Genomic DNA, 24,943 nt, shown 5'->3' with positions numbered 1-24,943 from the left:
CCGAATCCCGATGTGCAACGTCGAGACGCGCGCCGTTCTTCCCCAGTATGGTCGCGCACCGCGGGCGAGGTCAGCCGCGCGGGTACGGCCAGGGATTGAACCGGCAGCGTTTGCCGTCCATCGGCACCACGCCGTCGGGGTCGAGGGCGGCGATCGCGTTGTTGTCGGTGCCGAAGGTCTGCTGCATCATGATCGGCGCCAGCCCGCCGTCGGTCTCGCACGGCTGGTGCTGGTGGTAGCCGATGGCGTGGCCGACCTCGTGGTTGATCAGGTACTGGCGGTAGGAGCCGATGTCGCCCTCGAAGGCCAGCGCCCCGCGCACCCAGCGCGCCTCCGACAGCACCACCCGGTCCAGGTCGGCGTTGTAGCACGAGGAATCGATGGGGATCTCGAAGCCGCAGGCGGTCCGGGTGGTCTGGCGCGAGGTGAGCGAGATGCGGAAATCCGGGTTGCCCGCATCGATGCGGCGGAAGGCGAACTTGGGGTCGTGGGCCCAGCTCTTCGGGTTGGCCAGGGTGCTGTCCACCATCGTGGCCACCGCGGCGTCGCCGCCGAAGCCGGTGGTGTCCACGCCGTCCTCGATCTCCACGGTGTAGGTGAAGTGGTATTCGGTGCCCGCGCCCACCTCCGGGCTGGTCCCGGGAACGACCCGCCAGGTGCCCGCGCCGCTCTCGGTGAACGGGCCGCCGTCGGGCAGCGCGCCGGTGGGCAGATCGGTGGGGAACTTCCCGTCCCCCGGCGGCGCACCGATGACACCGCCGCCGACCGTGGGCGGGCTCAGCTGGCCGAAGCCGGGCACCACGCTGCCGCCCACACCGTCCGGGCCGCCGCGCACCGCGTCGACGCCCACCAGCACGGTCACCGCCAGCAGCACCGGTAGCGCGTAGGCGCGCCAGCCGTAGGTGGAGACGAATCGTCCGAAGGCGCTCTGCTTCTTGGCCGCGCGATCCGGGCGCGGGCCGCGACGGTGCTCGTCGGCGGCGGTGGGGTCCCAGCGGGCGCGCAACGGCTGATGGGAGCGGTCCGGGCGCTGGTAGACGCCGAGCGGGTCGTAGACCTGGACCTGCTCGCGTCCGCGCGCGTCCTTGCGCGGGTCGTTCGTGCGCGGATCCTTCGTACGCGGGCCGTCGGTGCGCGGCCACGGTTCGGTCGAGGAGCTCGGCGATCGGCCGTTGCGGGCGGCCGCGCCCGGCCGCGATGCCGCACCCGACGTCGTTACAGGGTCGGACACCACGGAACCGGACGTGCCTGTGCCGGCGGGGCGGTGCGCATCGCGCCCGCCGCCGGACGGTCTTTCCGGTCGGTCGGTCACGAACACCAGGTTCTCACAGTGCGCAACCCGGACAAGTCGGCGCACACCACTGCGCCCGGGGCACTGCGAGATATCTCACCGCGTGGATCACATCGCGCACCCGGGTCGGCGGCGACGGCGCAAGCGGGTATCGTGCAGTGGATACCCGGTGTACAACCCCTGTCTTGCCCCGGGGAATCGACTGGGAGAGCGAACATATGACCGACCTCGTGGACCGGATGACGGCACGCAGACTGTCGTCCGATGCCCTGCCACCGGCCAAACGCGGCACCAGGCTGCCGCGCGACGAACGGCGGCAGCAGCTACTCCATGCGGCGAGCGAGGTCTTCGTGCTCCGCGGCTACCACGCCGCGGGCATGGACGAGATCTCCCAGGTCGCCGGGGTCAGCAAGCCGGTGCTCTACCAGCACTTCACCAGCAAGCTCGAACTCTACATCGCGGTGCTGCAGAACTACGTCGACATGCTGGTGTCGAGCGTGCGCCAGGCGCTGCGCTCCACCACCGACAACCGGCAGCGGGTGCGCGCGGCCGTGCAGGCCTACTTCGACTTCGTCGACAACGAGATGCAGGGCTTCCGGCTGGTGTTCGAATCCGACCTCACCAGCGAGCCGCAGGTGCAGCGCCGGGTCGAGCAGGCCACCGAGGCGTGCGTCGACGCGGTGTTCGACCTGGTCGCGCACGACTCCGGTCTCGATCCCTACCGCGCCCGCATCCTCGCCGTCGGCCTGGTCGGCGCCAGCCAGTTCACCGCGCGCTACTGGCTGGAGGCGGATCGGCCGATCCCGAAGGAGGAGGCGGTCGACACCACCGTCGCGCTCGCCTGGGGCGGCCTGTCGCACGTGCCGCTACAGGCGGACGGGTCCGACCGGCGGCACTGACCGCCCACCCCACGAAACGAGCCCTCGACGTTCCGGTTTCGGAACATCGAGGGCTCGGTGGTTTTCGACAGTCAGACGGCGGCGAAGCCGACCCGGCCGACGGTCGAGGTGCCGATCTCCACATAGGCGACCTTGGCGGCCTGGATCAGGAACTTGCGCCCCTTGTCGTCGGAGAGCTTCACGACGCCAGTCGAGCCGCTCAGTGCCTCGGACACCAGGGCCTCGACCTCGTCGGGCGTCTGCGAGCTGGTGATCACGAGCTCGCGGGGGCTATCCGAAATACCGATCTTGACCTCCACGGCCAACCTCCGAACCTTGAGTTCTGTGCTGTCCGGACCAGGCTAGTGCAGCGTGTGTCCGGCCCGGCACACCGACCGCTGCGCTCTGAGCGAACCCGGCGCCGCTCAGATGCCGAGCACCGCCATGCGCTGGGCGTGGCTGGCCTGCATGCGCTCGAACAACGCCGCGATGCCGTTGAGGTCGCCGGTCGCGGAGAGCACCAGTTCGGTGAGCTCGTCGCGCTGGGCCATCACATACTGCGCCTGGGTGATCGCCTCACCGAGCAGGCGCCTGCCCCACAGGGTGAGCCGGTCACGCTCGGAGCGGTTGTCGCGGACCGCCCGGCGCACCTCCTCGACCACGAACTCCGAGTGGCTGGTCTCGGCCAGCACGTCGCGCACCACCGCGGTGACCTCGGGGGTGAGCGCGCCCGCGATCTCGGTGTAGAAGTCCGCGGCGATCCCGTCGCCGACGTAGAACTTCACCATCGACTCGAGCCAGGTCGAGGGATCGGTGGAGGCGTGGTAGTCGTCCAGGGCTCGCACGAACGGCGCCATCGCGTCGAACACGTCCACCCCGCGCTCGGCCATCGCCTGCTGCAGGGTACGGAAGTGCGCCATCTCCGCCGCGGCCATCTCCGCCACCGCGACCTTGCCGCGCAGCGTCGGCGAGAGCTTGGCTTCCTCCGCGAGCCGGTAGAAGGCCGAGATCTCACCGTAGGCGAGCACCGCGAACAGTTCGGTCACGCCGGGATGTTCGGCGGGAATGGCCGGACTCGCGGACTGCTGCGACGACGAGACACCGACCGCTGCGGATGACTGTGCTCCCATGTCGCCAAGAGTAGCGGCGCGCGAAGGTCCGCGCGGGTCAGGACACCGATTCGCGCATGGTGGCCGCCTCGGTGAGGAACTCGTCCAGGTAGGTCCAGGTGGTCTCGCGGGCGGTTTCGCCGGTGAGGATGCCCAGGTGGCTGCCCGGCGCCGTCTCGTAGCGCACGAACGCCGCGCCGGTGAGGGTGCGGGTGCCCGCTTCGACCGCCGGTGCCGGGGTGATCACGTCGGCGGGCCCGCCGACCAGCAGCACCGGCGCCGTCACCGCCGCCAGCGCGATCTCGCGTCCGCCCAGGCGCAGCACGCCGCGGCCGATGTCGTTGTTCAGGATCAGCCTGCCCCACAGCTGCCCGTAGAACCGGCCGGGATAGCCGGGCATCTGCGCCATGAAGCGGTCGATGGACTCCATCTTGGCCAGTGCCTCGGTGCGAGCGATGTTGCTCGCGACGAACAGCGGCCGGGTCAGTTCCCGGTTCCACGCGGTGACCCGGTAGGCGGCCCGGGTCAGCGGCGCGGGGATGCCGCCCGCGGCGCGGACCGCGGTGGAGACGGCCAGTCCGCCGTCCAGCTTGGCGACCGCGCGCACCTGCGGCATGCCGGTCATCCGGTCGTAGTCGAGCGGCGAGCCGACCGCGGTGATCGAGCCGATCGGCAGCTGCGGATGCGCGGCGGCGGTGAGCAGGGCCAGGGTGCCGCCGAGCGACCAGCCCACCAGGTCGACGGCGGCGCCGTCCCGATCGGCGCTGGTGCGCAGCACGGCCTCGGGCAGGATGTCGTTGATCCAGTCCTCGAAACCCATCCGGCGGTCGGCGAAGGTGATCTCGCCGTAGTCGACCACGTACGGCGTGCGGCCGGTGCCGAGCAGGAAGCGCGCCAGGCTCTGGTCGGGGCGCAGGTCGAAGCAGGAGGCGGGGGCGGCCAGCGGCGGCACCAGCAGGACCGGGTCGGTGCCCTCGGCCGCGGCGCCGTCGCGGGCTTCGTCGCGCTCGAAACGGCGCAGCTCCCGGTGTGGGGCGTCCCAGAGGACGGTGGACCGGGTCGGTTCGGGTGCTTCCACCCCGGGACCGAAGGTCAGCGCCCAGGCGTTGCGGGCGGCGAGGGTGAGAGTGTCTGCGAGGCTCACGGCAAGAATCTCTCACAACCCGCTACCGAGGGTTACAGCAAGCCCCCGTCCCGGCGGTGTCGCGGACCGGCCGCCGTGGTCGCGCGGCGCGGCCGAAACGGTCTGTCGCACACCGGAAATCGAGGGCACGTCAGCCGGGGCGGAACTTTTGCGGGGAAATGACCGGACCGGGAATTCGGGCGGAGCACATTATCACGCTACAATCAAGGTGGACAACGGAGAATTTCGCTCCCGCGCCCACCTCGAAGAGCACGCCGGGACGGCGGTCCGCACACGGATGACCGCCCGGTCGCACCAGGTGGCCGGACCGCTGCGTTGTCCGGAAATGTGCGCGCACCAGATCCGCATCACCCCCGCGCCGCGCCGATTGCTCAGGGCCGACAATGCCCGCGCAGCTGCCGTCCACCACGGCACGCGAGTACATCCGGCAGCGGCCCCGGTGAGTATCACAGGCGGATACGTGGTCGTCGTGGACCGACCGGTCCGCCCCACGCCTCGTGCGCGCGTGACGCGATGACGAGGAAAGGCACGATCCTGAGCAAGATCACCATCGAGCAGGAACCCGGTCTGACGGACACGATGCTGACCGCCGAACTGGACACGACTCACACTCCCCCGACTTTCGCCGAATTGGGGGTCCGCGACGAAATCGTGCGCGCGCTCGCCGAGATCGGCATCGAACGCACTTTCGCGATTCAGGAACTCACCCTGCCGCTGGCGCTGGCCGGCGAGGACCTCATCGGCCAGGCCCGCACCGGCATGGGCAAGACCTTCGGTTTCGGCGTGCCGCTGCTGCACCGCATCGCCACCGCCGACTCCGGCACCACGCCCCTGGACGGCACCCCGCGCGCGCTGGTGATCGTGCCGACCCGGGAGCTGTGCATCCAGGTCACCGACGATCTGGTGCGAGCGGGCAAGTACCTGCGCAACCACAAGGGCGCGCTGAAGGTGACCGCCATCTACGGCGGCCGACCCTACGACTCCCAGATCGCCGCGCTGCGCGAGGGCGTCGACGTGGTCGTCGGCACGCCCGGCCGCCTGCTCGATCTGGCCAAGCAGAACCACCTCATCCTCGGCAAGATCGGCGTGCTGGTGCTCGACGAGGCCGACGAGATGCTGGATCTGGGCTTCCTGCCCGATATCGAGCGCATCCTCACCATGGTCCCGGCCAAGCGGCAGACCATGCTGTTCTCGGCCACCATGCCGGGCCCGATCATCACCCTGGCCCGCACGTTCCTCACCCGCCCGACCCACATCCGGGCCGAGGAGCCGCACGATTCGGCCGTGCACGACCGCACCGCGCAGTTCGTCTACCGCGCGCACGCGCTGGACAAGGCCGAACTGATCGCACGGGTGCTGCAGGCCGAGGGGCGCGGCGCCACCATGATCTTCACCCGCACCAAACGCACCGCCCAGAAGGTGGCCGACGACCTGGCCGAGCGCGGTTTCGCCGTCGGCGCCGTGCACGGCGATCTCGGGCAGGTGCAGCGCGAGAAGGCGCTGGACAAGTTCCGCAAGGGCGTCATCGACGTGCTCGTCGCGACCGATGTCGCCGCGCGCGGCATCGACATCGACGACGTCACCCACGTCATCAACTACCAGTGCCCCGAGGACGAGAAGACCTACGTGCACCGCATCGGCCGCACCGGCCGAGCGGGCCGCACCGGCGTCGCGGTGACCCTCATCGACTGGGACGAGCTCAACCGCTGGGCCGCCATCGACGCCGCCCTCGGCCTCGGCATCCCGGAACCGGTCGAGACGTATTCGCGCTCCCCTCACCTGTTTTCGGATCTGGGCATTCCCGAAGGGGTCACCGGCAAGGTCCGCCGCGCCGCCCCGGCACGCACCGCGGACGAGACCGTCGCCGAGCGTCCGGCCCGCACCCCGCGCAAGCGCAACCGCAGGCGCACGCTGCGTGGCAAGCCGATCGATGCGACGCAGAACGGTGGCGCACCGGACGGTGTGTCCCCGAACGGTGCCGCCGAGAACGGTGAACCGCTGGACGAGACCGCGGCGGTAGCGGACGCGGCCCCGACACCGTCGCAGAGCCAGGAGCACGGCGGCGGCGAAGGTGGTTCGTCGTCGCGGCGCAAGCGCAGGCGTCGGCGGCGCGGGTCGTCGTCCGAAGCGAATGCCGTTGTGCAGCAGGTCGATTCGACCGCCGACTCGGCGGCCGGCGATACCGGCCGGGCCCCGACGGAGACCACCCCGGTCACCGCGGCCGACGAGGCGGGCACCACCGCGACCTCCGCCGGCCTCGATACGGAACCGACGGTCGCCGCGGAACCGACGGTCGCCGAGCCCACGGGGGCGACGGAACGTCCCGCCCGACGCCGGACCCGGAAGGGCACCGCGACGGCCGACGACAGCCGCCCGGCCGACTCGGCCGACTCGGCCGAAGGCGCCGCCACCGACGCCACCGCCGATGCCACCGCTGCGGTTGCCGCAGCGACCGCGGAGGAAGCAACCGGCGCGCCCGCGGCTCCCCGCCGCCGCACCCGCACCCGCGCGGCCACCGCCACCGCCGGCACGGCCGATGCGACCGCACCCGAGGCGGGCACCGCGACAACGGTCGACGCCGGCACCATCGCGGCCCCGGCGGACACCGGCAGTGCCGCGGCTCCAGCCGACAGCGGCAGCGGCACGGCATCCGCCGACAGCGCCCCGGCAGCGGGTGACAACGGCACCGCCCCGGCGGCGGGTGACATCGGCACCGCTCCGGCGGCGACCGAGGCCGCTCCCCGCCGACGCACGCGCAAGGCAGCCACGGCCGCCTCGGCCGACGCCGCCTCGAACGACGCCGGCACGCCCGATGCCGCCTCGGCAACCGGGAGCACCGGCGCAGCGGCGACATCGAGCGAGGAGACACCGGCACCGCGCCGACGCACCCGCAAGGCCGCCTCGGCGACTCCGGCCGCGGACACGACCACCGGGGACGCGGCCTCGGCTTCGGACCCGGTGCACGCCGGTGACGCGGCGGCGCCGAGCGAGGAAGCACCCGCACCGCGCCGACGCACGCGCAAGGCGGCCACCGAAGACGTCGTCGCGGCCACGGCCACCGCTGATACCGGCGAAGCGGCGACATCGAGCGAGGAAGCACCGGCACCCCGGCGACGCACCCGCAAGGCCACCACCGCAACTCCAGCCGCGGCCACCGCGACCGACGCGGTCTCGGCGACAGCGGCCGCGAGCACCGGCGAAGCGGCGGCACCGAGCGAGGAAGCACCGGCACCCCGCCGACGCACCCGCAAGGTCACCACCGCACCGGCCGATCTGACCGCTGCCCAAGCGGCGGACACATCGACGGCCGACCTGACCGCCCCGACGGCGAGCACTGCGGCTGATGGCGGAGCGGCAAGCAGCGCGGCCGCCGCTCCGGCGGATACCGCCTCCGCCGACGCGGCACCGGCCCCGCGGCGCCGCGCCACTCGGAAGTCGGCCGCCGCGACGGCCGAGACCGGTGCCGCGACCGTCTCGACCGCCGACCCCGCGGCCGCGGCCGATACCCCGGCGTCCGGGCAGGCACCCGCCGATGACGCGACGGCAACCACCGACGCCGAACCGGCACCACGCCGCCGCACCCGGAAGACCGCCACCACGACGGCCGACACCGAGGCACCGGCAACCGCCGACGCCGAACCGGCACCACGCCGCCGCACCCGGAAGGCCACCACCACGACGGCCGACACCGAAGCGACGGCAACCACCGACGCCGACGCCACACCGCGCCGCCGGACGCGGAAGACGGCTGACACCGAGGCGACTGAGTCGGCGGAGGGCGCTGCCCCACGGCGGCGGACCCGCACGGCCGACGAGCCCGAATCGGGTGCGCAGCCCGCTCCGAAGCGGACCAGGAAGAAGGCGGCGGGCGAGCAGCAGGTGGAGGTGACGGCGGGGTCGTCGGCTTCGGCGTAGCTCGCCGGATCCGCTAGTCTCGCAGTCGTGCTCGCACCCGAGCGGCGAACGCGCGCCGACATCATCGCCGCCGTCGCCATCGCCGTCGCGGTGGCGCTGGCGGGGGTCGTCGTGTGGGCGCGGGGCGACGCCACCGGCACCGAGTCGGTGACGGCGTCCCAGCCCGCGACCACCCCGCCCGCCGCCGAGCAACTGCCCACCGCGCTGCGGGAGCTGTGGCACGCCCCCGACGACGCGACCGGCCGCGCCCTGGTGGCGGGCGGCACGGTGGTCACGGCGGCGGACGGCACGGTGACCGGTCGCGATCCGGCGACCGGCGCCGAGGTGTGGCGGTATCGCCGCGACATGCCGTTGTGCGGGGTGGAGTCGCAGTTCGGCATGGTCGTGGCCGTGTACCGCGACCAGCGCGGGTGCAGCCAGGCGACGATGCTGGCCGGCGACAGCGGTGCGCGCCGCACCGCTCGCAGCAGCTACATGGACGACAGCGTGCGCCTGTCGGTGGACGGCACCTATGTGCTCGCCCAGGGCGATCGACGGCTCGAGGTGTGGCGTTCCGATCTGGTCCGTACCTTGGAGTACGGCTACGTGGACGCGCCGGTGAATGTGAAAACCCAGCCGCGCAAGGATTGTTCGCTGCTGTCCGCGGCGTCGAGTTCCTCCCGGCTGGCGGTGCTGGAACGCTGCCCGGAAGACGCGGGCGCGCGGCTGACGGTGTTGAATCCGGCACCGAAGGACAACACCGTGCCCGAGGAGTACGGCTCGCGGGTGCTGACCGGCGCCGACGCGGACGCACCTGGCACGCGCGTGATCGCGGTGTCGGACACCAAGATCGTGCTGTATCAGCCGGGCGCCACGCTCGGCGCCGACACCGTGCCGCCGCGGCTGTCGATCTTCGACGGCAGCGGCAATCCCCTACTCGTGCACCAGCTTTCGGCTCCTATGGGTGAGCACGCGCAGGCCGTCCGGATCGGCTCGGCCTATCTGGTGTTCACCGGCACCGAGGTGTTGGCCCTGCAGGCGGGCTCCCTGCAGCCGATGTGGACGGTGCCGGGTGCGCTGGGCACCCCGGCCTCGATGGCGGGACGGTTGCTCATTCCGGTGGCGGACGCGATCGTCGCCGTCGATCCCGGCACCGGGGCGGAACTGGCGCGCCTGCCGGTCGAGCGCCCCGGTTACGACAACTCCCCCATCTCGCTCGCCGTCCTCGGCACCACCGTGCTCGAACAGCGCGGCACGACCATGCATGCACTCGGCTGACGCCGGGCACGGGTGCCGCCGCCCGGCCGCGACCGGCGGGTGATCATGATGGAGGGCATGCCAACACGAGAGAACGCCCGGCTGGTGCTGCTGCGGCACGGCGAGACCGAGTGGTCGGCGCTGGGCCGGCACACCGGCCGCACCGACCTGCCGCTGACCGAGCGCGGGGAGGCGCAGGCCAGGGCCGCCGGAGCGTTGCTGGCGCGCCTGGACCTGCTGGATCCGTTCGTGCTGACCAGTCCCCGCCTGCGCGCGGTCCGCACCGCCGAACTCGTCGGCTTCGGCGGCAGCCCGGTCGACGACGATCTGGCCGAATGGGACTACGGCGACTACGAGGGCCGCACCAGCGTGGAGATCCAGCGCACCGATCCGGGATGGACCATCTGGACCGGCACCGTTCCCGGCGGTGAGACCCGCGCGCAGGTGCAGGCCAGGGCCGATCGGGTGCTGGCCGCCGTCGATGCCGTGCTGCCGGAGCGGGATGTGCTGCTGATCGGCCACGGCCATTTCTCCCGCAGCCTCATCGCGCGCTGGGCGGAGTTCGACGTCGTCGAGGGCCGCCGCTTCGCGATGAACACCGCCGCGCTGAGTGTGCTGGGCTTCCACCACGACGCCAGGGCCGTCCTCGCGCACAACTGGATTCCGACCACCGAGGGAGCCGCCCCGTGACCGCCGCGCAGATCCGCCGCGCCACCCCCGCCGACGTGCCCGACCTGGTCCGGCTCGTGCACGACCTCGCCGAGTACGAGCGCGCCCGGCACGAGTGCACGCTCACCACCGAGCAGCTGCACACCGCGCTGTTCGGTCCGGCGCCCGCGCTGTTCGCGCACGTCGCCGAGGACGGCGGCCGGGTGGTCGGTTGCGCGATCTGGTTTCTCAACTTCTCCACCTGGGACGGCGTGCACGGCATCTACCTGGAGGATCTGTACGTCGAGCCGGGCACGCGCGGGCAGGGCCTCGGCAAGGCGCTGATCGCCGCGCTCGCCAAGGAGGCGGTGGACAACGGCTACAGCCGGGTGGCGTGGTCGGTGCTGACCTGGAACACGCCCTCGATCGAGTTCTACCGGTCCCTGGGCGCCCAGGAGCAGCACGAGTGGGTGGGCTACCGGCTCTCCGGTCCCGAACTCGCCGCGGTCGCCGCGACCGCCTGACCGCCGTGCAGCTCACCCCGGTCACCCTGCCCACGACCGCCGAGGAGGCCATGGCGGTGCAGGACGACCTGCGCGCACGGGTGGTGGCGGCGAACCCGCGCCCGCCCGTCTTCGCCACCGTGGCCGGGGTGGATTCGGCCTACGACGACGCGGCGGGCCTCGTCGCGACCGCCGTGGTGGTGCTCGACACGGCCACGCTGGAGCCGATCGAGTCGGCCGTCGCGCACGGCCCGGTGCGGTTCCCGTACGTGCCGGGCCTGCTCGCCTTCCGCGAACTGCCCACCACCCTGTCGGCCCTCGAACAGTTGCGCACCACACCCGACCTGCTGGTCTGCGACGCGCAGGGACTGGCCCATCCGCGCCGCTTCGGGCTGGCCTGTCACGTCGGTGTGCGCACCGGCCTACCGACCATCGGAGTGGCGAAGAACGCCTGGGGTGCGTGGACCGAACCGGGCCGGCGGCGCGGCGACGCCGCCGAGCTCGTGCTCGACGGCGAGGTCGTCGGGCTCGCGCTGCGCACCCGCGACGACGTCAAGCCGGTGTTCGTCTCGGTCGGCCACCACATCGATCTGCCCACCGCGCGGGAGCAGGTCCTCGCGCTCACGCCCCGGTATCGCCAGCCGGAGACCACCCGGCAGGCGGACCGGCTGTGCCGCGCGGCGCTGCGGGCGGCGACGGGCGGCTAGCCGGTGCCGTCGGCGCCGCCGTAGTCCTGCGCCATCCACCGGTTCGACGGCGGCGCGAACAGCAGCACCAACGCGCCGACGACCACGACGCCGAGCAGGCTCCCCCACAGCGGCTGATGCGAGTCCGTCAGCAGCGACCACACCACCGGTAGCAGCAGGACCTGGGCGATCACCGCGATCGCGCGACCCCAGCGGTGCCCGAGCAGCAGGCCGACGCCCGCGGCCAGCACCGCGCCGCCGAGGATGCCGAACCAGGCCGCGGTGCCGTAACCGCTGGCCTGGGACTGATCGTGGCCGAGCAGGCCGCGCACCACCAGGACGATCGCCACGGCCACCGCGACGCCGCCCTCCAGCGCCACCAACGCCCCCGCGCCGCGCACCGTGGCCGGTGTCACGTCCGCCGAAATCTCACCTTTGCCGCTGTCCGCCACGCGGCCAAGCCTACGATGTCCGGCGCCGCCGACCGGTCCGCGGGCCGTCGGCCGGATGCCCGGCGCGGCCGTACCCGCAACTAGGCTGCCTGGCGTGCGCACGCTGCTGATCGTCAACCCGAACGCCACCTCCACCACCCCGGCCACGCGCGACCTGCTCGCCCACGCGCTGGAGAGCCGCACCCAGTTGACCGTCGCGCACACCCAGCACCGCGGCCACGCCGCCGAACTCGCCCAGTGGGCCTCCACCAACCAGCTGGACCTGATCGTCGTGCACGGCGGCGACGGGACGGTCAACGAGACCATCAACGGCTTCCTGCCGCTGCCCGCGCTCGACGACGACCAGATCTGGCGGCCGCGCCTCGGCGTGATCCCCGGCGGCTCGGCCAACGTCTTCGCCCGCGCCCTCGGCATCTCCCCCGATCCGGTCACCGCGACCAACCAGCTGATCGACCTGCTGACCCTCGACCGCGACCGCCGCATCGGCCTCGGGTTGGCCGACGACCGATGGTTCACCTTCAGCGCGGGCGTCGGCCTGGACGCCGACGTGTGCGAGGCCATCGACGCCAGCCGCGCCAAAGGCCACGCCGCGACTCCCGCACGCTATCTTCGAACAACAGTTCGACAATTCTTCCGCGCCCGGAGACATGCGCCACAGGCCCGAATCGAAATTCCCGGACACGATCCGGTCGACGACGTGCATTACGCCTTCGTGACGAACACCAATCCCTGGACCTATCTGAACTCCACGCCGGTGCGCACCAATCCCGGCACCACGTTCGAGTCCGGCCTCGGCGTGTTCGCCATGCGGTCGATGGCACTGGCCCCGACCCTGTTCGTGGCCGGGCAACTGCTGGCCCCCGAGGGAAACCCACACTCCCGCAAATTGTTTCGCGAGGACGACGTCCCGGCGGTGCATATCGAGGCCAAGGAGCCGATCGGCCTGCAAATCGACGGCGACTTCATCGGGAAACGCAACGTGGTGGATTTCACCGCCGTCCCCGGGGTACTCGACGTGGTGGCCCCGCGGCCACGCGAGTGACCTCGCAAGTGTGAAAAAAGTCCCGGTTGTGCTGCACGAACCGGGCGGAGCGAGTACAAAGGAGCGGGCGGGAACCCCATGCGGGGACCCCGATCGCGTGAGCTTCCCCACGGTGCACCGGAAACCTATTGACATCTACGGTGTTCGTGAAAGCATTCACAAGCAACCGTGCGGAAACATTCAGGTCGCACAAGTAAACGATCCACAAACGACAGGCGCCCCTTGCGGCGCCCAGCAAAGGAGCAGAGGAATGGACTGGCGCCACAAGGCCATCTGTCGCGACGAGGACCCCGAACTGTTCTTCCCGGTGGGAAACAGTGGTCCGGCGCTCGCGCAGATTGCCGATGCCAAGCTGGTCTGCGCTCGCTGCCCCGTCACCGCCGACTGCCTGTCCTGGGCCCTGAAGTCCGGACAAGACGCGGGCGTCTGGGGTGGAATGAGCGAGGACGAGCGCAGGGCGCTCAAGCGGCGTAACGCCCGCACCCGCACCCGCACCGTCGTCTGAGCCGACGACACGGAGCTACCGGGCCGGTGGTGGAGGCCCGGTAGCGCGATAGAGCCCGGCACTCGCGTACGAAGTGCCGGGCTGTTGTATGTCAGGGGCCCGTTTCTAGCGGCCCGATCGGCGGCCGAGGGGGACCCGCAGGACCGCGTCGGTGCCGACATCGGCACCGGGGTGCAGGCCGATGGAACCGCCCAGTTCCGCGGTGACCAGCGTGCGCACGATCTGCAGGCCCAGGCGGTCGGAGGCCTCCAGGCTGAAGCCCGGCGGCAGGCCACGCCCGTCGTCGCTGATGATCACGTCCAGCCAGCGGGCCGACCGCTCCGAGCGAATCGTCACGGTACCGGTCTGGCCGGAGTCGAAGGCGTGCTCGATCGCGTTCTGCACCAGCTCGGTGAGCACCATGACCAGCGGGGTCGCCCGCTCGGCGGAGAAGACGCCCAGTGAACCCGCGCGGCGCACCTTGATGCGGGTGGTGTGCACGGTGGCGACATCGGCCATGATCGGCAGCAGCCGGTCGACGACCTCGTCGAGATCGACCTCCTCGTCCACCGACATCGACAGCATCTCGTGCACCGACGCGATCGAGGTCACCCGGCGCACCGACTCGGTGAGCGCGACCTGGGCCTCCTCGTTCTCGGTGCGCCTGGCCTGTAGCCGCAGCAGCGCGGCGACCGTCTGCAGATTGTTCTTGACCCGGTGGTGGATCTCGCGGATCGTCGCGTCCTTCGACAGCAGTGCCCGGTCGCGCCGCTTCACCTCGGTGACGTCACGGACCAGCACGGCGGCGCCGGCCAGCTTGCCGTGCGGGCGCAGCACCAGGGTGCGCAGCAGCACGGTCGCCCCGCGCGCCTCCACCTCCATGCGGCGCCCGGTCCGCCCGGCCAGCGCGGCCTGGATGTCGCCGACCACTTCCTGGGCGTCGAAGGGATCGGTGATGAGCGAGCGGGTGGTCTCGGCCAGATCCTGCCCGGCCAGATCGCTCTGCAGCCCCATCCGGTGATAGGCCGACAGCGCGTTCGGGCTGGCGTAGACGACGATGCCCTCGGTGTCCAGCCGGATGAACCCGTCCCCCGCGCGCGGGCTGGAATGGGTCGCCGCCCGGTCCTCCGGCGTGGGGAAGGTGCCCTCGGCGATCATCTGGCACAGGTCGTCGGCGCAGGCGACGTAGGCGATCTCCAGCGTGCTGCGCACCCGGGACCGCTGCATGTCGGTGTCGCGGGAGAGCACCGCGATCACGTTGTCGCCGCACCGCACCGGCACCGCCTCGCGCACCGCGTGCACCGGGTGCGGGTGGTAGACCCCGGTCGCCTCCCCCGCGCTGTCGGCGCGCACCACCTTGCCGGTGAGCAGTGCCTCGAACACCTGCGGATGGTCCGCGCGCGAGGCCACGGTGCCCACCATGTCCTCGACGTGCACGGTCGCGGCGGTGGTCGGGCGGCACTGGGCGACACAGACGATGTCCGCCCCGTCCTCCACCGGTCCCGCACCGACCCACAGCAGCAGATCGGCGAAGGACAGGTCCGCGAGCAGCTGCCAGTCGCCCACCACCCGTTGCAGGTGGTCCACGGCCAGGCCGGGTAGGTCGGTGTGCTCGGCGAGGAGTTCGCTCAGTGTCGCCACGTGGGTCTACCGCCCCGCGTGCTAGGAGATGACGGCGATCAGGTCGCCCGCTTGCAGCACCTGGCCCGGCTCGACCTCGACGGCGGTGACCTCGCCGCCGACCTCGGCGATCACCGGAATCTCCATCTTCATGGACTCCAGCAGGATCAGCGTCTGATCCTGTTCGACCTTGTCGCCGACCGCGACCTCCACGGTCAGCACCGTGGACACCATCTCCGCGCGCACTTCCTCAGCCATGACACCCCATTCGAATCGGTTCGCCTAGTATCCGCCGACGGTACAGCCAACCACACATGAAACAATGGGCTTCAATCAGAGAGGAGATACCGATGGGTAAGCGCGGACGGAAGAAGCGCAGTCGCAAGGGAAACGCAGCCAACCACGGCAAGCGGCCCAACGCCTGAGCACGCCGGCGGCCGGATCTCGGCCGTTGCCGGTATCGATACCGAGCGGCACGCCTCTCCCACGGAGAAGGCGTGCCGCTCGGTTCGGTTCGGGGGCGCTCAGGCCTCGGTGGTCTCGATGCCGGTGATCGTCACCGACCTGCGGATCTCGATCTTGAGCCGATCGCGCAGCGAATCGGGGGCCTTGTCACCGCCGCACTTGCGGCTGAGCAGGCTCTTGAGCTTCTCCTCGATGCCGTAGGCCTCGATGCACGGCGAGCAGTGGTCCATGTGGTGCTGCAGCCGGGCCCGGGTGGCGTCGTCGCATTCGCCGTCGAGCATCAGCCACACGTCGGCCAGCACGGCCGTGCAGTCCAGCTCCATATCGGGGTCGCGCTCGACACTCACTGCTTGACCTCCTGGCGCTCACTGCGGTTGAACCCCCGTTCGCGCGCCACGTCGGCGAGCAAACCCTTGAGTTGCTTGCGGCCGCGGTGCAGCCGGGACATCACCGTACCGATGGGCGTGCCCATGATCTCGGCGATCTCCTTGTAGGGGAAACCTTCCACGTCGGCGTAGTACACCGCCATCCGGAACTCTTCGGGCAGTTCCTGCAGCGCCGCCTTGATGTCGTCGTCGGGCAGCGCGTCCAGCGCCTCCACCTCGGCCGAGCGCAGGCCGGTGGAGGTGTGCTCGGCGGTCGCGGCCAGCTGCCAGTCGGTGATCTCGTCGGTCGGGTACTGGGCGGGCTGGCGCTGCTTCTTGCGGTAGGAGTTGATGTAGGTGTTGGTCAGGATCCGGTAGAGCCAGGCACGCAGGTTGGTGCCCTCCTTGAAGGACTTGAAGCCCTGGAACGCCTTGACGTAGGTCTCCTGGACCAGGTCCTCGGCGTCGGCCGGGTTCCTGGTCATGCGCAGCGCAGCGCCGTAGAGCTGGTCGAGCAGCGGGAGCGCGTCACGCTCGAACCGCTGCGCCAGCTCGGCTTCGTCGACGGGGGTGCCGGCCGTCTCGGCGTCCGCCGTGCCGGCGTCGGACACCACGTCATCGTCGCTCGTCACACCTGTCCCTTCGATCGGCGTCCTTGCCAAATCTACCGGCAAGTCACCATCGAGCGGGAACCCGGCGTCCGTCGGTGACACCGCGGTCCACAGCGGGCGCTCGTCGAGCAGTACCGACACCGGCATCTCCTTCGCATCGTCCAAACGGTTTCCGGCACGATTCCGGGCGGTCCCGGCGCCGCGGCCGTATCGCATGCAACATGATCGGTCCGCGCGGTGTTCCCGAAACCCGGACGGCGGCCGCCGAGACCGGAAGGCGGACGTGGTCGCGTCGCGTTCCGCCCCTCGCGCGTGCGCGCGGCGGAAAACGAGTTGCGGCGGACGCGCGGCGCGCCCCTAAGGTGTCGGCATGGCAGGCGCGTCGACCCCCGCGATCCGCACGCTGACCAAGGCCGGTGTGGCCCATCGCGTGCACTCCTACAAGCACGATCCGCGCGCGGAGTCCTTCGGCACCGAGGCGGTGGACGCGCTGGCCGCCGACCTCGGCGTCGAGCCCGCGCAGATCTTCAAGACCCTGGTCCTCGAACTGTCCACCGGAACGCTCGCGGTGGCCGTGCTCCCGGTGCCGCAGACCCTCTCGCTCAAGGCCGCGGCCGCCGCGCTGGGGGCACCGAAGGCGAGCCTGGCCGACCGGGCCAAGGCCGAGCGCAGCACCGGCTACGTGCTGGGCGGCATCTCCCCGCTCGGCCAGCGCAAGGCCCTGCCGACCGTGATCGACGAGTCGGCGCTGCGGTGGGACCGGGTGCTGTGCAGCGCGGGCAGGCGCGGCCTGGAGATCGAACTGGCACCCGCCGAGCTGGTGCGCCTCACCGAGGCGGTGACCGCGCCGGTCACCGCCTGACCGACGGCGCCAGGCACCGCCGCACCCGTGCGTCCCCGCGCAGGCGAATCGCCGCGCGACACGCCGCGCGGACGCGACGTGCCCGCCTCGGTGTGCGTTACTGATTCCGCGGTAACCCAGCATGGTCCGAGTCGTCCGACCCGAGGATGTGATGCGAATGTCCGCCCGTCTGTCCCGCCGTTCGCGGCGCGCGCTCGTCGTTCCCGCTCTCGCCGCGGCTCTCGCGCTGGCCCCGGTCGCCGCGCCCTCGGCCCTGGCCGTGCCGGGTGGCCCCGCGGCGGTCCCGGTGGACATGCCCTTCGACGGTCAGGGTGCCGACGACGCCCCCGGCGGCACCGACCGGGCCGAGGACGAGCGGGCGCGCAAGGCCGAGGATCTGGGCGGCGCGGTGGTGACCGAGGTGATCGACCTGGTGACCGGCGTGGTCAAGTGCGGACTCAATCTCGCCACCGAATCGGTGCCCTGCCCGCTGTAGCCGCACCCGGCCGGGCGGTCACAACAGGCTGATCTGCCCGGCCAGTTCCGCCGCGGGCTCGTCGACCGGCGCCAGCAGTTCGGGTCCGTTGTTCTTCACGCTGTTCACCAGCGGCGACACCGGCCGCGCGACGATGTCGCGCACGACGTCCTCCCCCGGCGTCGCCAGCAGTTCGGCGGGGGCGGGGTGATCGGGGTCGAGCCAGGCGTCCCAGTGCGCGCGCGGCATCGGCAGCGGCATCCGGTCGTGGATGCGGGTGAGGTCGCCGACCGCGTCGGTGGTGAGGATGGTGCACGACAGCAGCGGCTCGCTCGCGGGCTGCGCGCGATCGCGCCACACCGACCACAGACCCGCCATGTACAGCCGCCCGCCGTTGGCGTCGGTCATGAAGTAGGGGCGCTTGACGACCTTCTTCCCGCCCGCCGGGTCCGGCTCGACCAGCCACTCGTACCAGCCGTCCATCGGGACCAGGCAGCGCCGGTACTTCACCGCGTCGCGGAACGACGGCGTGCTCGCCGCCTTGTCGGCGCGCGCGTTGAACAGCGGTTTGCCCTTCGCGGGCACGCCGGGCTCGGCCGCCTTCGTCCACGCCGGGATCAGGCCCCAGCGCATCCGCCGGATCCGCAGGGTCGGGTCGTCGTCGGGGTGCTCGCGGTCGTGCCGGGACACGATGGTCAGCACCCGGTTCGTCGGCGCGACGTTGTAGTTGGCGAAATCGCCTGTCGGCGCGGCTCCGTCGCCGCCGGTCTCGTCGATCGCGTCCAGTTCGACCGCGAGCCGGGCCGGGTTCGTCGTGGTCGCATATCGTCCGCACATATTTCCGATAGTGGCACCTCCCACCGACAGCCGCGAGGACAATGGAGGGATAGTGGGTGACCTGGTGAGAGTTTTGCCTTAGCATTCTCTCAACGGATGGGCTGCAGATCACACCCTTCCGCTCCGGCACGCGCACCGACCGGCCAACGCACGAGGCAAGAGGAGAGCCCCCACGTGACAACCACCGAGACCGCCCCAGCCGCCCCCGACACGACGCTGAAGTCGGTGAACCCGGCCACGGGCGAGGTCATCGCCACCTACCCGATCGCCGACGAGGACGCGGTGCGCGCGGCCGTCGCCAAAGCCCGCGAGGCCGCCGAGGTGTGGGGCGCGCTGAGCTTCGACGAGCGTCGCAAGCACCTGCTGCGCTGGTCGAGCCGGCTCGTCGCCGATGCCGAGGAGTTCACCGAGCTCATCCACAAGGAGAACGGCAAGCCGCGCGACGACGCCTTCCTCGAGCTGATGCTGGCGCTCGAGCACATCGCCTGGGCCGCCAAGAACGCCAAGAAGGTGCTCGGGCCCAAGAAGATCGCCCCCGGCGCGCTGATGTCGAACTTCGCCGCCCGCCTGGAGAGCCGCCCGCTCGGCGTGGTCGGCGTGATCGGTCCGTGGAACTACCCGGTCTACACCCCGAACGGTTCCATCGGCTACGCGCTGGCCGCGGGCAACGCCGTGGTGTTCAAGCCGAGCGAGTACTCCACCGGCATCGGCAACTTCCTGGCCGAGGCGTTCAAGAAGGCCAATCCCGAGCTGCCCGAGGGCGTGTTCGAGACGATCAACGGCTACGGCGCCACCGGTGCCGCGCTGGTGAAATCCGGGGTGGACAAGATCGCCTTCACCGGCTCCACCGCCACCGGCAAGCGGATCATGGCCGCCGCCGCGGAGAACCTGACCCCGGTGCTGCTCGAGTGCGGCGGCAAGGACGCGGTCATCGTCGCACCCGACGCCGACGTGAAGGCCGCCGCCGACGCCATCGCGTGGGGCGCCACCGGCAACAGCGGCCAGACCTGCGCCGGTGTCGAGCGCGTCTACGTGCACAACTCCGTCAAGGACCAGCTGGTCTCCGAGGTCACCCGCATCCTGCGCGACGTCAAGCCCGGCTCGGACGACAAGGCCGCCTACGGCCCGATGACGATGCCGAGCCAGATCGACATCGTGCGCCGCCACATCGAGGACGCGCTGCAGAAGGGCGGCAAGGCCGTGCTCGGCGGCCCCGACTCGATCAAGGGCCCGTTCATCGAACCGGTCGTGCTGGTGGACGTGGACGAGAACTCCGAGGCCGTCACCGAGGAGACCTTCGGCCCCACCATCACCATCACCGGGGTGAACTCGGTGGACGAGGCCGTCGAGCTGGCCAACAAGTCCAAGTACGGCCTGTCCTCGTCGGTGTACTCCAAGAAACAGGGCCTCGAGATCGCCCGCAAGCTGAAGGTGGGCGCCACGTCGGTCAACTCGGTGCTCGGCTTCGCCGCCATCCCCGGCCTGCCCTTCGGCGGCGTCGGCGATTCCGGCATCGGCCGCATCCACGGCGAGCCCGGCCTGCGCGAGTTCGCCCGGCCGCACTCGATCGCGATCCAGAAGTTCACCATCCCCGGCATGGCACTGCTGAGCTACTCGCGCACCGACTCCACCATGAAGCTGCTGCGCAAGATGGTCCCGTTCCTGCACGGACGCAACAAGTAGCCCCCCGAACCCGGCGAGGCGCACCCCGCCTCGCCACCGACGCACGGCACCGATGACGCGGGGTCGGTGCCGTGCGTCGAATGGGCCACAGTTCGCATCCGCCCGCGTGTCCGACGATGCGATGGGCGAAGATGGACCCCGTGACTCATTGGCCAGCGCCCCACGTCGATGTCCCTGTACACGCGACCGTGACCCTGCCCGGGTCCAAATCGATCACCAACCGCGCGCTGATCCTGGCCGCGCTGGCCGACGGCCCCTCCACCATCACCGGGGCACTGCGCAGCCGCGACACCGACCTCATGATCGCGGGCCTGCGCGCGCTCGGCACCGAGATCACCGGCGAGGCCGACACCCTGACCGTCACCCCCGCGGCGCTCGGTGGCGGCACCGTCGACTGCGGTCTGGCCGGCACCGTGATGCGTTTCCTGCCGCCGGTCGCGACCCTGGCCACCGGCTCGGTCGCCTTCGACGGCGATCTGCAGGCCCGGCTGCGCCCGCTGCGCACCATCCTGGACGCGCTGCGCGGGCTCGGCGCCGACATCGACGGCGACACACTGCCGTTCACCGTGCACGGCAAGGGCGGGCTGCGCGGCGGCACCGTCACCATCGACGCCTCCGGCTCGTCCCAGTTCGTCTCCGGCCTGCTGCTGTCGGCGGCCCGGTTCGCCGACGGCCTCACCGTGCACCACGAGGGCAACCCGCTGCCGTCGCTGCCGCACATCGAGATGACCGTGGAGATGCTGCGTCACGCCGACGTCCGGGTCGAGGCGCCCGAGAACCCGCGCGCGGAGCAGACCTGGGTCGTGCATCCCGGTGAGATCCGCGCGGTGGACTGGGAGGTCGAGCCCGACCTGTCCAACGCGACGCCGTTCCTGGCCGCCGCGGCCGTCACCGGCGGCTCGGTGAGCATCCCGCACTGGCCGCGGCTGACCACCCAGCCCGGTGACGTCATCCGCGAGATCCTCGTGCGCATGGGTGCCGAGGCGCGCATCTTCGACGGCGTCCTGACCGTGCACGGGCCGGATCGGCTGGCGGGCATCGACATCGACCTGCACGACGTCGGCGAGCTGACCCCCACGGTGGCCGCGCTGGCCGCCCTCGCCGACTCGCCCTCGCGGCTGCGCGGCATCGCGCACCTGCGCGGTCACGAGACCGACCGGCTGGCCGCGCTTTCCACCGAGATCAACCGGCTCGGCGGCAAGGTCACCGAGACCGAGGACGGGCTGGAGATCGTGCCCGCGCCCCTGCACGGCGGCACCTGGCACTCCTACGCCGACCACCGGATGGCCACCGCGGGCGCGATTCTCGGACTGGCCGTCGAGGGCATCGAGATCGAGGACATCGGCACCACCGCGAAGACGCTGCCGAACTTCGTCGAGCTGTGGGAGGAGATGCTGGCGGCCACGGACGAGGGCGGAGCCGCACACTGAGCCGCCCACGCCGTTCCGCCGCAGGCTACGACGAATCCGACGTGCGGGTTCGACCGGGCCGAGCCTCGCGTCCACGCACCAAGATCCGCCCGCAGCACACCGACGCGCAACAGGCGATGGTGGTGTCGGTGGACCGCGGCCGCTGGGGCTGCGTGCTCGACGGCGACCCGCAGCGGCGGATCGTGGCCATGCGCGCCAGGGAGCTCGGCCGCACCCCGATCGTGGTGGGCGACCAGGTGGACGTGGTGGGCGACCTCAGCGGCCGACCCGACACGCTGGCCCGCATCGTCCGGGTGGCCGAGCGGCAGACCGTGCTGCGCCGCACGGCCGACGACACCGACCCCTTCGAGCGGGTGGTGGTCGCCAATGCCGAGCAGCTGTTCATCGTCGTCGCACTGGCCGATCCGCCGCCACGCACCGGTTTCGTCGAGCGGGCGATGGTCGCGGCGTACGTGGGCGGCCTGCACCCGGTGCTGTGCCTGACCAAACGTGATCTCGTCGCCGACTCCGCCTTCGCCGAGGCCTTCGACGACCTGGATCTGACCATCGTGCACGGCGGCATCGACGATCCGCTCGAGCCGGTGCTCGACCTGCTCACCGACCGCCTCACCGCCTTCATCGGCCATTCCGGGGTGGGCAAGTCGACGCTGGTGAACCGCCTGGTGCCCGACGCCGATCGCGCCGTCGGCGAGGTGTCGGGGGTGGGCAAGGGCAAACACACCTCCACCCAGTCGGTCGCGCTGCCGCTGCCCGGCGGCGGCTGGGTGATCGACACCCCCGGCGTGCGGTCCTTCGGTCTGGCCCACATCACCCCCGACGACGTGATCGCGGCGTTCAGCGACCTGGCCGAGGCGATCGAGGACTGCCCGCGCGGCTGTACCCATCTCGGGCCGCCCACCGACCCGGAGTGCGCCCTCGATCAGCTGCCCGGCAAGGAGCGCCGGGTGGCCGCCATCCGGCTGCTGCTGGTCGCGTTGAACTCCAACGACCCGTGGTGAGCGCGGCTCGGCGCGTCCGCCGAGTGTTCGAGACCGTCCCGTATATCCCGGCCTGCCGGACCCGGTGGAGGTGTCGCGCGGCGAGTCCGGACCCGGAGTTCGCGCACCCCCGAAAGCTGCCGCGGGTGCGGCGGGAAACCCTTCGCGACGAGCGCGGATGCCGCTAGCGTTCACGCCCGGCGCCCGCGGTCTCGGGCCGCTCACCGACGAGTGACCGCGGGAGCTGGCGCGACGCGCGTCGCCGCCGCGCCCGCCCCGCTCGCTCGCCCAGCAGTCGGAAGGACCCATGCGCACGCATCTCGTCACCCTCGGCGTCATCCTCACCCTCGCCGGCGGCACCGCCTACGCCCTAGCCGCTCCCGACCTACCTTCGGCCGCAGGCAATTCCGCCGCCCGCAGCGCCACCGACATCCAGTTCCTGCGGGAGAGCTTCTTCGACGACGAACCGGCGGAGGTGCAGAACGCCGCCATCAAGCTCGCCCGCAGCCAGTGCGCCTACCTCGACACCGCGGGCAACAGCCCGGCCGATCACCGCTATCTCACCGAAAGCGCCGTCGGCACAGTCGAATACCCGCACCTGTTCCTCGATGCCGCGATCCGCGCCTACTGCCCGCACAACCGCCTCTGAGCCCGGAAGGACGCTCCCGTGACCGATCCGCAGCAGCCCCGGCAGCCAGGGCCCGTGCCGAAGGGCACGGTGCCCGCGGCCGTCGAGTTCCCCGTTTCGGCCTTCTCCGGTGGCGTCCGGGTGGCGTCGCGGTGACGGGATCTTCCTCACCGCCGGTCGCGCCGCGGTGTGAGACAGCGCACTTTTCAGACCGACCGGTGCGTAAGGGGGTGGAGGCGGGGAGGAAGATCGCCCGCATGGCTGTCTTGGACGAGAAGCTGCACGAGGTCTACGAGGAGATCCTGCGGCGCAACCCCGGCGAGATCGAGTTCCATCAAGCCGCCTTCGAGGTACTGGAAAGCCTCGGCCCGGTCGTGGCCAAGCACCCCGAGTACACCGACGGCGCCGTCCTGCGGCGGTTGTGCGAGCCCGAGCGCCAGATCATCTTCCGCGTGCCCTGGGTCGACGACCAGGGGCGCGTGCAGATCAACCGCGGTTTCCGGGTGGAGTTCAACTCCGCCCTCGGTCCGTACAAGGGCGGCCTGCGCTTCCATCCCAGCGTCTACCTGGGCATCGTGAAGTTCCTCGGCTTCGAGCAGATCTTCAAGAACTCGCTCACCGGCATGCCGATCGGCGGCGGCAAGGGCGGGTCCGACTTCGACCCCAAGGGCCGCTCCGACGGCGAGGTCATGCGCTTCTGTCAGTCGTTCATGACCGAGCTGTACCGCCACATCGGCGAATACACCGACGTGCCCGCCGGCGACATCGGGGTCGGCGGCCGCGAGATCGGCTACCTGTTCGGCCAGTACAAGCGCATCACCAACCGCTACGAATCCGGCGTGCTCACCGGCAAGGGCCTGACCTGGGGCGGCTCCCAGGTGCGCCCGGAAGCCACCGGCTACGGCACCGTGTTCTTCGTCGACGAGATCCTGCGCTCGCGCGGTGACAGCTTCGAGGGCAAGAAGGTGGTGGTGTCCGGCTCGGGCAACGTCGCCGTCTTCGCGATCGAGAAGGTCGAACAACTCGGCGGCACCGTGGTGGCGTGCTCCGATTCCGGCGGCTACGTCGTCGACGACAAGGGCATCGACCTCGACCTGCTCAAGGACCTCAAGCAGGTCCGCCGCGGCCGCATGTGCGACTACGTCGAGGAACGCGGCGGCACCGCCCGCTACGTGGAGAACCAGTCCGTCTGGGACGTGCCCTGCGACATCGCCCTGCCGTGCGCGACCCAGAACGAGCTCGACGGCGAGGCCGCGGCCACCCTGATCCGCAACGGTGTCCGCATCGTCGCCGAGGGCGCCAACATGCCCTGCACCCCCGAGGCCGCGCGCGCCTTCACCGAGGCCGGTGTCACCTTCGCCCCCGGCAAGGCCGTCAACGCGGGCGGCGTCGCCACCAGCGCCCTGGAGATGCAGCAGAACGCCTCCCGCGACTCCTGGTCGTTCGAGCACACCGAGGAACGCCTCGCCGAGATCATGCGCGGCATCCACGACCGCTGCCTGGAAACCGCCGACGAATACGGCTCCCCCGGCAGCTACACCGCGGGCGCCAACATCGCCGGCTTCACCCGCGTCGCCGACGCCATGCTGGCCCTGGGCATCATCTGACCCCGGCTGATCCCCT

General features: G+C 71.3%; 25 protein-coding genes and 1 pseudogene. 16 read left to right on the top strand and 10 right to left on the bottom strand.

All coding sequences use genetic code 11. The features are described 5' to 3' along the window. Nucleotides 1–70 precede the first annotated feature (70 nt). Nucleotides 71–1,006 carry a DUF3152 domain-containing protein gene (locus AMO33_RS26060; protein WP_060595158.1) on the bottom strand — a complete coding sequence of 312 codons (936 nt, stop codon included), beginning with the start codon at nucleotides 1,004–1,006 and terminating at the stop codon, nucleotides 71–73. A gap of 503 nt (nucleotides 1,007–1,509) precedes the next feature. Here AMO33_RS26060 and AMO33_RS26055 point away from each other — a divergent pair. Then, nucleotides 1,510–2,190 carry a TetR/AcrR family transcriptional regulator gene (locus tag AMO33_RS26055; RefSeq protein ID WP_011211104.1) on the top strand — a complete coding sequence of 227 codons (681 nt, stop codon included), beginning with the start codon at nucleotides 1,510–1,512 and terminating at the stop codon, nucleotides 2,188–2,190. 71 nt (nucleotides 2,191–2,261) lie between these two features. Here the strand turns inward: AMO33_RS26055 and AMO33_RS26050 are convergent, their stop codons facing one another. From AMO33_RS26050 to AMO33_RS26040, 3 genes are all read right to left on the bottom strand, one after another. Beyond that, complete coding sequence (locus AMO33_RS26050) at nucleotides 2,262–2,489, bottom strand: DUF3107 domain-containing protein (protein ID WP_011211105.1); 228 nt, start codon at nucleotides 2,487–2,489, stop codon at nucleotides 2,262–2,264. A 105-nt stretch (nucleotides 2,490–2,594) separates the two neighbouring features. Beyond that, complete coding sequence (locus tag AMO33_RS26045) at nucleotides 2,595–3,299, bottom strand: ferritin-like fold-containing protein (RefSeq protein ID WP_060594614.1); 705 nt, start codon at nucleotides 3,297–3,299, stop codon at nucleotides 2,595–2,597. A gap of 37 nt (nucleotides 3,300–3,336) precedes the next feature. Next, complete coding sequence (locus AMO33_RS26040; protein WP_082668809.1) at nucleotides 3,337–4,422, bottom strand: alpha/beta fold hydrolase; 1,086 nt, start codon at nucleotides 4,420–4,422, stop codon at nucleotides 3,337–3,339. A gap of 513 nt (nucleotides 4,423–4,935) precedes the next feature. On the opposite strand from AMO33_RS26040, the pseudogene AMO33_RS26035 reads away from it, so the two are divergent. From AMO33_RS26035 to AMO33_RS26015, 5 genes and pseudogenes are all read left to right on the top strand, one after another. Continuing rightward, a pseudogene (locus AMO33_RS26035) lies at nucleotides 4,936–6,528 on the top strand (DEAD/DEAH box helicase); the annotation flags it as partial. A 1,836-nt stretch (nucleotides 6,529–8,364) separates the two neighbouring features. Next, nucleotides 8,365–9,594, top strand: coding sequence for an Rv3212 family protein (locus AMO33_RS26030; protein WP_060594612.1), 1,230 nt, complete (start codon nucleotides 8,365–8,367; stop codon nucleotides 9,592–9,594). A 57-nt stretch (nucleotides 9,595–9,651) separates the two neighbouring features. Further along, nucleotides 9,652–10,263, top strand: coding sequence for an acid phosphatase (locus AMO33_RS26025; RefSeq protein ID WP_060595157.1), 612 nt, complete (start codon nucleotides 9,652–9,654; stop codon nucleotides 10,261–10,263). Beyond that, a complete protein-coding gene (locus AMO33_RS26020) occupies nucleotides 10,260–10,745 on the top strand; it encodes a GNAT family N-acetyltransferase (protein WP_060594611.1) in 486 nt (161 codons plus the stop codon). Before AMO33_RS26025 ends, AMO33_RS26020 begins: the two co-directional genes overlap by 4 nt. A 5-nt stretch (nucleotides 10,746–10,750) precedes the next feature. Beyond that, complete coding sequence (locus AMO33_RS26015) at nucleotides 10,751–11,431, top strand: endonuclease V (protein WP_086841806.1); 681 nt, start codon at nucleotides 10,751–10,753, stop codon at nucleotides 11,429–11,431. Here the strand turns inward: AMO33_RS26015 and AMO33_RS26010 are convergent. Then, on the bottom strand, nucleotides 11,428–11,862 hold the full coding sequence (locus AMO33_RS26010; RefSeq protein WP_011211113.1) for a hypothetical protein: 435 nt from the start codon (nucleotides 11,860–11,862) through the stop codon (nucleotides 11,428–11,430). The two genes, AMO33_RS26015 and AMO33_RS26010, sit on opposite strands and share 4 nt — an antisense overlap. 94 nt (nucleotides 11,863–11,956) lie before the next feature. Here AMO33_RS26010 and AMO33_RS26005 point away from each other — a divergent pair, with 94 nt between their 5' ends. Both AMO33_RS26005 and AMO33_RS26000 read left to right on the top strand, forming a co-directional pair. Then, on the top strand, nucleotides 11,957–12,904 hold the full coding sequence (locus AMO33_RS26005; RefSeq protein WP_060594610.1) for a diacylglycerol/lipid kinase family protein: 948 nt from the start codon (nucleotides 11,957–11,959) through the stop codon (nucleotides 12,902–12,904). A gap of 250 nt (nucleotides 12,905–13,154) precedes the next feature. Next, a complete protein-coding gene (locus tag AMO33_RS26000) occupies nucleotides 13,155–13,409 on the top strand; it encodes a WhiB family transcriptional regulator (protein ID WP_011211115.1) in 255 nt (84 codons plus the stop codon). Between the two features lie 105 nt (nucleotides 13,410–13,514). Here the strand turns inward: AMO33_RS26000 and AMO33_RS25995 are convergent, their stop codons facing one another. Both AMO33_RS25995 and AMO33_RS25990 read right to left on the bottom strand, forming a co-directional pair. Then, on the bottom strand, nucleotides 13,515–15,029 hold the full coding sequence (locus AMO33_RS25995) for a sensor histidine kinase (RefSeq protein ID WP_011211116.1): 1,515 nt from the start codon (nucleotides 15,027–15,029) through the stop codon (nucleotides 13,515–13,517). A gap of 21 nt (nucleotides 15,030–15,050) precedes the next feature. Then, nucleotides 15,051–15,266, bottom strand: coding sequence for a biotin/lipoyl-binding carrier protein (locus tag AMO33_RS25990; protein ID WP_041560372.1), 216 nt, complete (start codon nucleotides 15,264–15,266; stop codon nucleotides 15,051–15,053). 92 nt (nucleotides 15,267–15,358) lie between these two features. Between AMO33_RS25990 and AMO33_RS33045 the strand changes: the two genes are divergently transcribed. Further along, the gene (locus AMO33_RS33045; protein ID WP_022597109.1) at nucleotides 15,359–15,433 is read left to right on the top strand and encodes a 50S ribosomal protein bL37; all 75 of its coding nucleotides are present in this window, start codon (nucleotides 15,359–15,361) and stop codon (nucleotides 15,431–15,433) included. A 99-nt stretch (nucleotides 15,434–15,532) separates the two neighbouring features. Here the strand turns inward: AMO33_RS33045 and rsrA are convergent, their stop codons facing one another. Together rsrA and AMO33_RS25980 are read right to left on the bottom strand one after the other, a co-directional pair. Then, a complete protein-coding gene (rsrA, locus tag AMO33_RS25985) occupies nucleotides 15,533–15,796 on the bottom strand; it encodes a mycothiol system anti-sigma-R factor (RefSeq protein ID WP_041560373.1) in 264 nt (87 codons plus the stop codon). A 20-nt stretch (nucleotides 15,797–15,816) separates the two neighbouring features. Next, a complete protein-coding gene (locus tag AMO33_RS25980) occupies nucleotides 15,817–16,470 on the bottom strand; it encodes a sigma-70 family RNA polymerase sigma factor (protein ID WP_076573796.1) in 654 nt (217 codons plus the stop codon). A 349-nt stretch (nucleotides 16,471–16,819) separates the two neighbouring features. Here AMO33_RS25980 and ybaK point away from each other — a divergent pair, with 349 nt between their 5' ends. Both ybaK and AMO33_RS25970 read left to right on the top strand, forming a co-directional pair. Then, on the top strand, nucleotides 16,820–17,311 hold the full coding sequence (gene ybaK, locus AMO33_RS25975; RefSeq protein ID WP_060594609.1) for a Cys-tRNA(Pro) deacylase: 492 nt from the start codon (nucleotides 16,820–16,822) through the stop codon (nucleotides 17,309–17,311). 157 nt (nucleotides 17,312–17,468) lie between these two features. Further along, nucleotides 17,469–17,786, top strand: a complete 318-nt coding sequence (locus AMO33_RS25970; protein WP_041560374.1) for a hypothetical protein — start codon at nucleotides 17,469–17,471, stop codon at nucleotides 17,784–17,786. 18 nt (nucleotides 17,787–17,804) lie between these two features. Here the strand turns inward: AMO33_RS25970 and AMO33_RS25965 are convergent, their stop codons facing one another. After that, nucleotides 17,805–18,602 carry an SOS response-associated peptidase gene (locus AMO33_RS25965; RefSeq protein ID WP_060594608.1) on the bottom strand — a complete coding sequence of 266 codons (798 nt, stop codon included), beginning with the start codon at nucleotides 18,600–18,602 and terminating at the stop codon, nucleotides 17,805–17,807. 174 nt (nucleotides 18,603–18,776) lie between these two features. Between AMO33_RS25965 and AMO33_RS25960 the strand changes: the two genes are divergently transcribed. The 5 genes from AMO33_RS25960 (at nucleotide 18,777) to gdhA (ending at nucleotide 24,927) form a co-directional block, all read left to right on the top strand. Next, the gene (locus tag AMO33_RS25960; protein ID WP_060594607.1) at nucleotides 18,777–20,285 is read left to right on the top strand and encodes an aldehyde dehydrogenase family protein; all 1,509 of its coding nucleotides are present in this window, start codon (nucleotides 18,777–18,779) and stop codon (nucleotides 20,283–20,285) included. A 116-nt stretch (nucleotides 20,286–20,401) separates the two neighbouring features. Then, nucleotides 20,402–21,715 carry a 3-phosphoshikimate 1-carboxyvinyltransferase gene (gene aroA / locus AMO33_RS25955; protein ID WP_373862116.1) on the top strand — a complete coding sequence of 438 codons (1,314 nt, stop codon included), beginning with the start codon at nucleotides 20,402–20,404 and terminating at the stop codon, nucleotides 21,713–21,715. Continuing rightward, entirely contained in the window at nucleotides 21,712–22,713 is a 1,002-nt protein-coding gene (gene rsgA / locus AMO33_RS25950; protein ID WP_228791206.1) for a ribosome small subunit-dependent GTPase A, read from the top strand. The genes aroA and rsgA overlap by 4 nt, the downstream gene beginning before the upstream one ends. A 286-nt stretch (nucleotides 22,714–22,999) precedes the next feature. Then, nucleotides 23,000–23,341, top strand: coding sequence for a DUF732 domain-containing protein (locus tag AMO33_RS25945; RefSeq protein ID WP_060594605.1), 342 nt, complete (start codon nucleotides 23,000–23,002; stop codon nucleotides 23,339–23,341). A 236-nt stretch (nucleotides 23,342–23,577) separates the two neighbouring features. Then, the gene (gdhA, locus tag AMO33_RS25940; RefSeq protein WP_041560377.1) at nucleotides 23,578–24,927 is read left to right on the top strand and encodes an NADP-specific glutamate dehydrogenase; all 1,350 of its coding nucleotides are present in this window, start codon (nucleotides 23,578–23,580) and stop codon (nucleotides 24,925–24,927) included. The last annotated feature ends 16 nt before the right edge of the window (nucleotides 24,928–24,943 follow it).

It is taken from the genome of Nocardia farcinica, assembly GCF_001182745.1.
GTDB classification, from domain to species: Bacteria; Actinomycetota; Actinomycetes; order Mycobacteriales; family Mycobacteriaceae; genus Nocardia; species Nocardia farcinica.
Note: the sequence above shows the minus strand (reverse complement) of the source record. Positions and strands in the feature narration are given on the sequence as shown.

Excerpts from the sequence above, each read along its gene's own strand:
- AMO33_RS26055 (WP_011211104.1), top strand. The coding sequence starts at position 1,510 with ATGACCGACCTCGTGGACCGGATGACGGCACGCAGACTGTCGTCCGAT.
- AMO33_RS26045 (WP_060594614.1), bottom strand. The coding sequence starts at position 3,299 with ATGGGAGCACAGTCATCCGCAGCGGTCGGTGTCTCGTCGTCGCAGCAG.
- AMO33_RS26025 (WP_060595157.1), top strand. The coding sequence starts at position 9,652 with ATGCCAACACGAGAGAACGCCCGGCTGGTGCTGCTGCGGCACGGCGAG.
- AMO33_RS26000 (WP_011211115.1), top strand. The coding sequence starts at position 13,155 with ATGGACTGGCGCCACAAGGCCATCTGTCGCGACGAGGACCCCGAACTG.
- AMO33_RS25990 (WP_041560372.1), bottom strand. The coding sequence starts at position 15,266 with ATGGCTGAGGAAGTGCGCGCGGAGATGGTGTCCACGGTGCTGACCGTG.
- rsrA (WP_041560373.1), bottom strand. The coding sequence starts at position 15,796 with ATGGAGCTGGACTGCACGGCCGTGCTGGCCGACGTGTGGCTGATGCTC.
- ybaK (WP_060594609.1), top strand. The coding sequence starts at position 16,820 with ATGGCAGGCGCGTCGACCCCCGCGATCCGCACGCTGACCAAGGCCGGT.
- AMO33_RS25970 (WP_041560374.1), top strand. The coding sequence starts at position 17,469 with ATGTCCGCCCGTCTGTCCCGCCGTTCGCGGCGCGCGCTCGTCGTTCCC.
- AMO33_RS25965 (WP_060594608.1), bottom strand. The coding sequence starts at position 18,602 with ATGTGCGGACGATATGCGACCACGACGAACCCGGCCCGGCTCGCGGTC.
- aroA (WP_373862116.1), top strand. The coding sequence starts at position 20,402 with ATGCGATGGGCGAAGATGGACCCCGTGACTCATTGGCCAGCGCCCCAC.
- AMO33_RS25945 (WP_060594605.1), top strand. The coding sequence starts at position 23,000 with ATGCGCACGCATCTCGTCACCCTCGGCGTCATCCTCACCCTCGCCGGC.
- gdhA (WP_041560377.1), top strand. The coding sequence starts at position 23,578 with ATGGCTGTCTTGGACGAGAAGCTGCACGAGGTCTACGAGGAGATCCTG.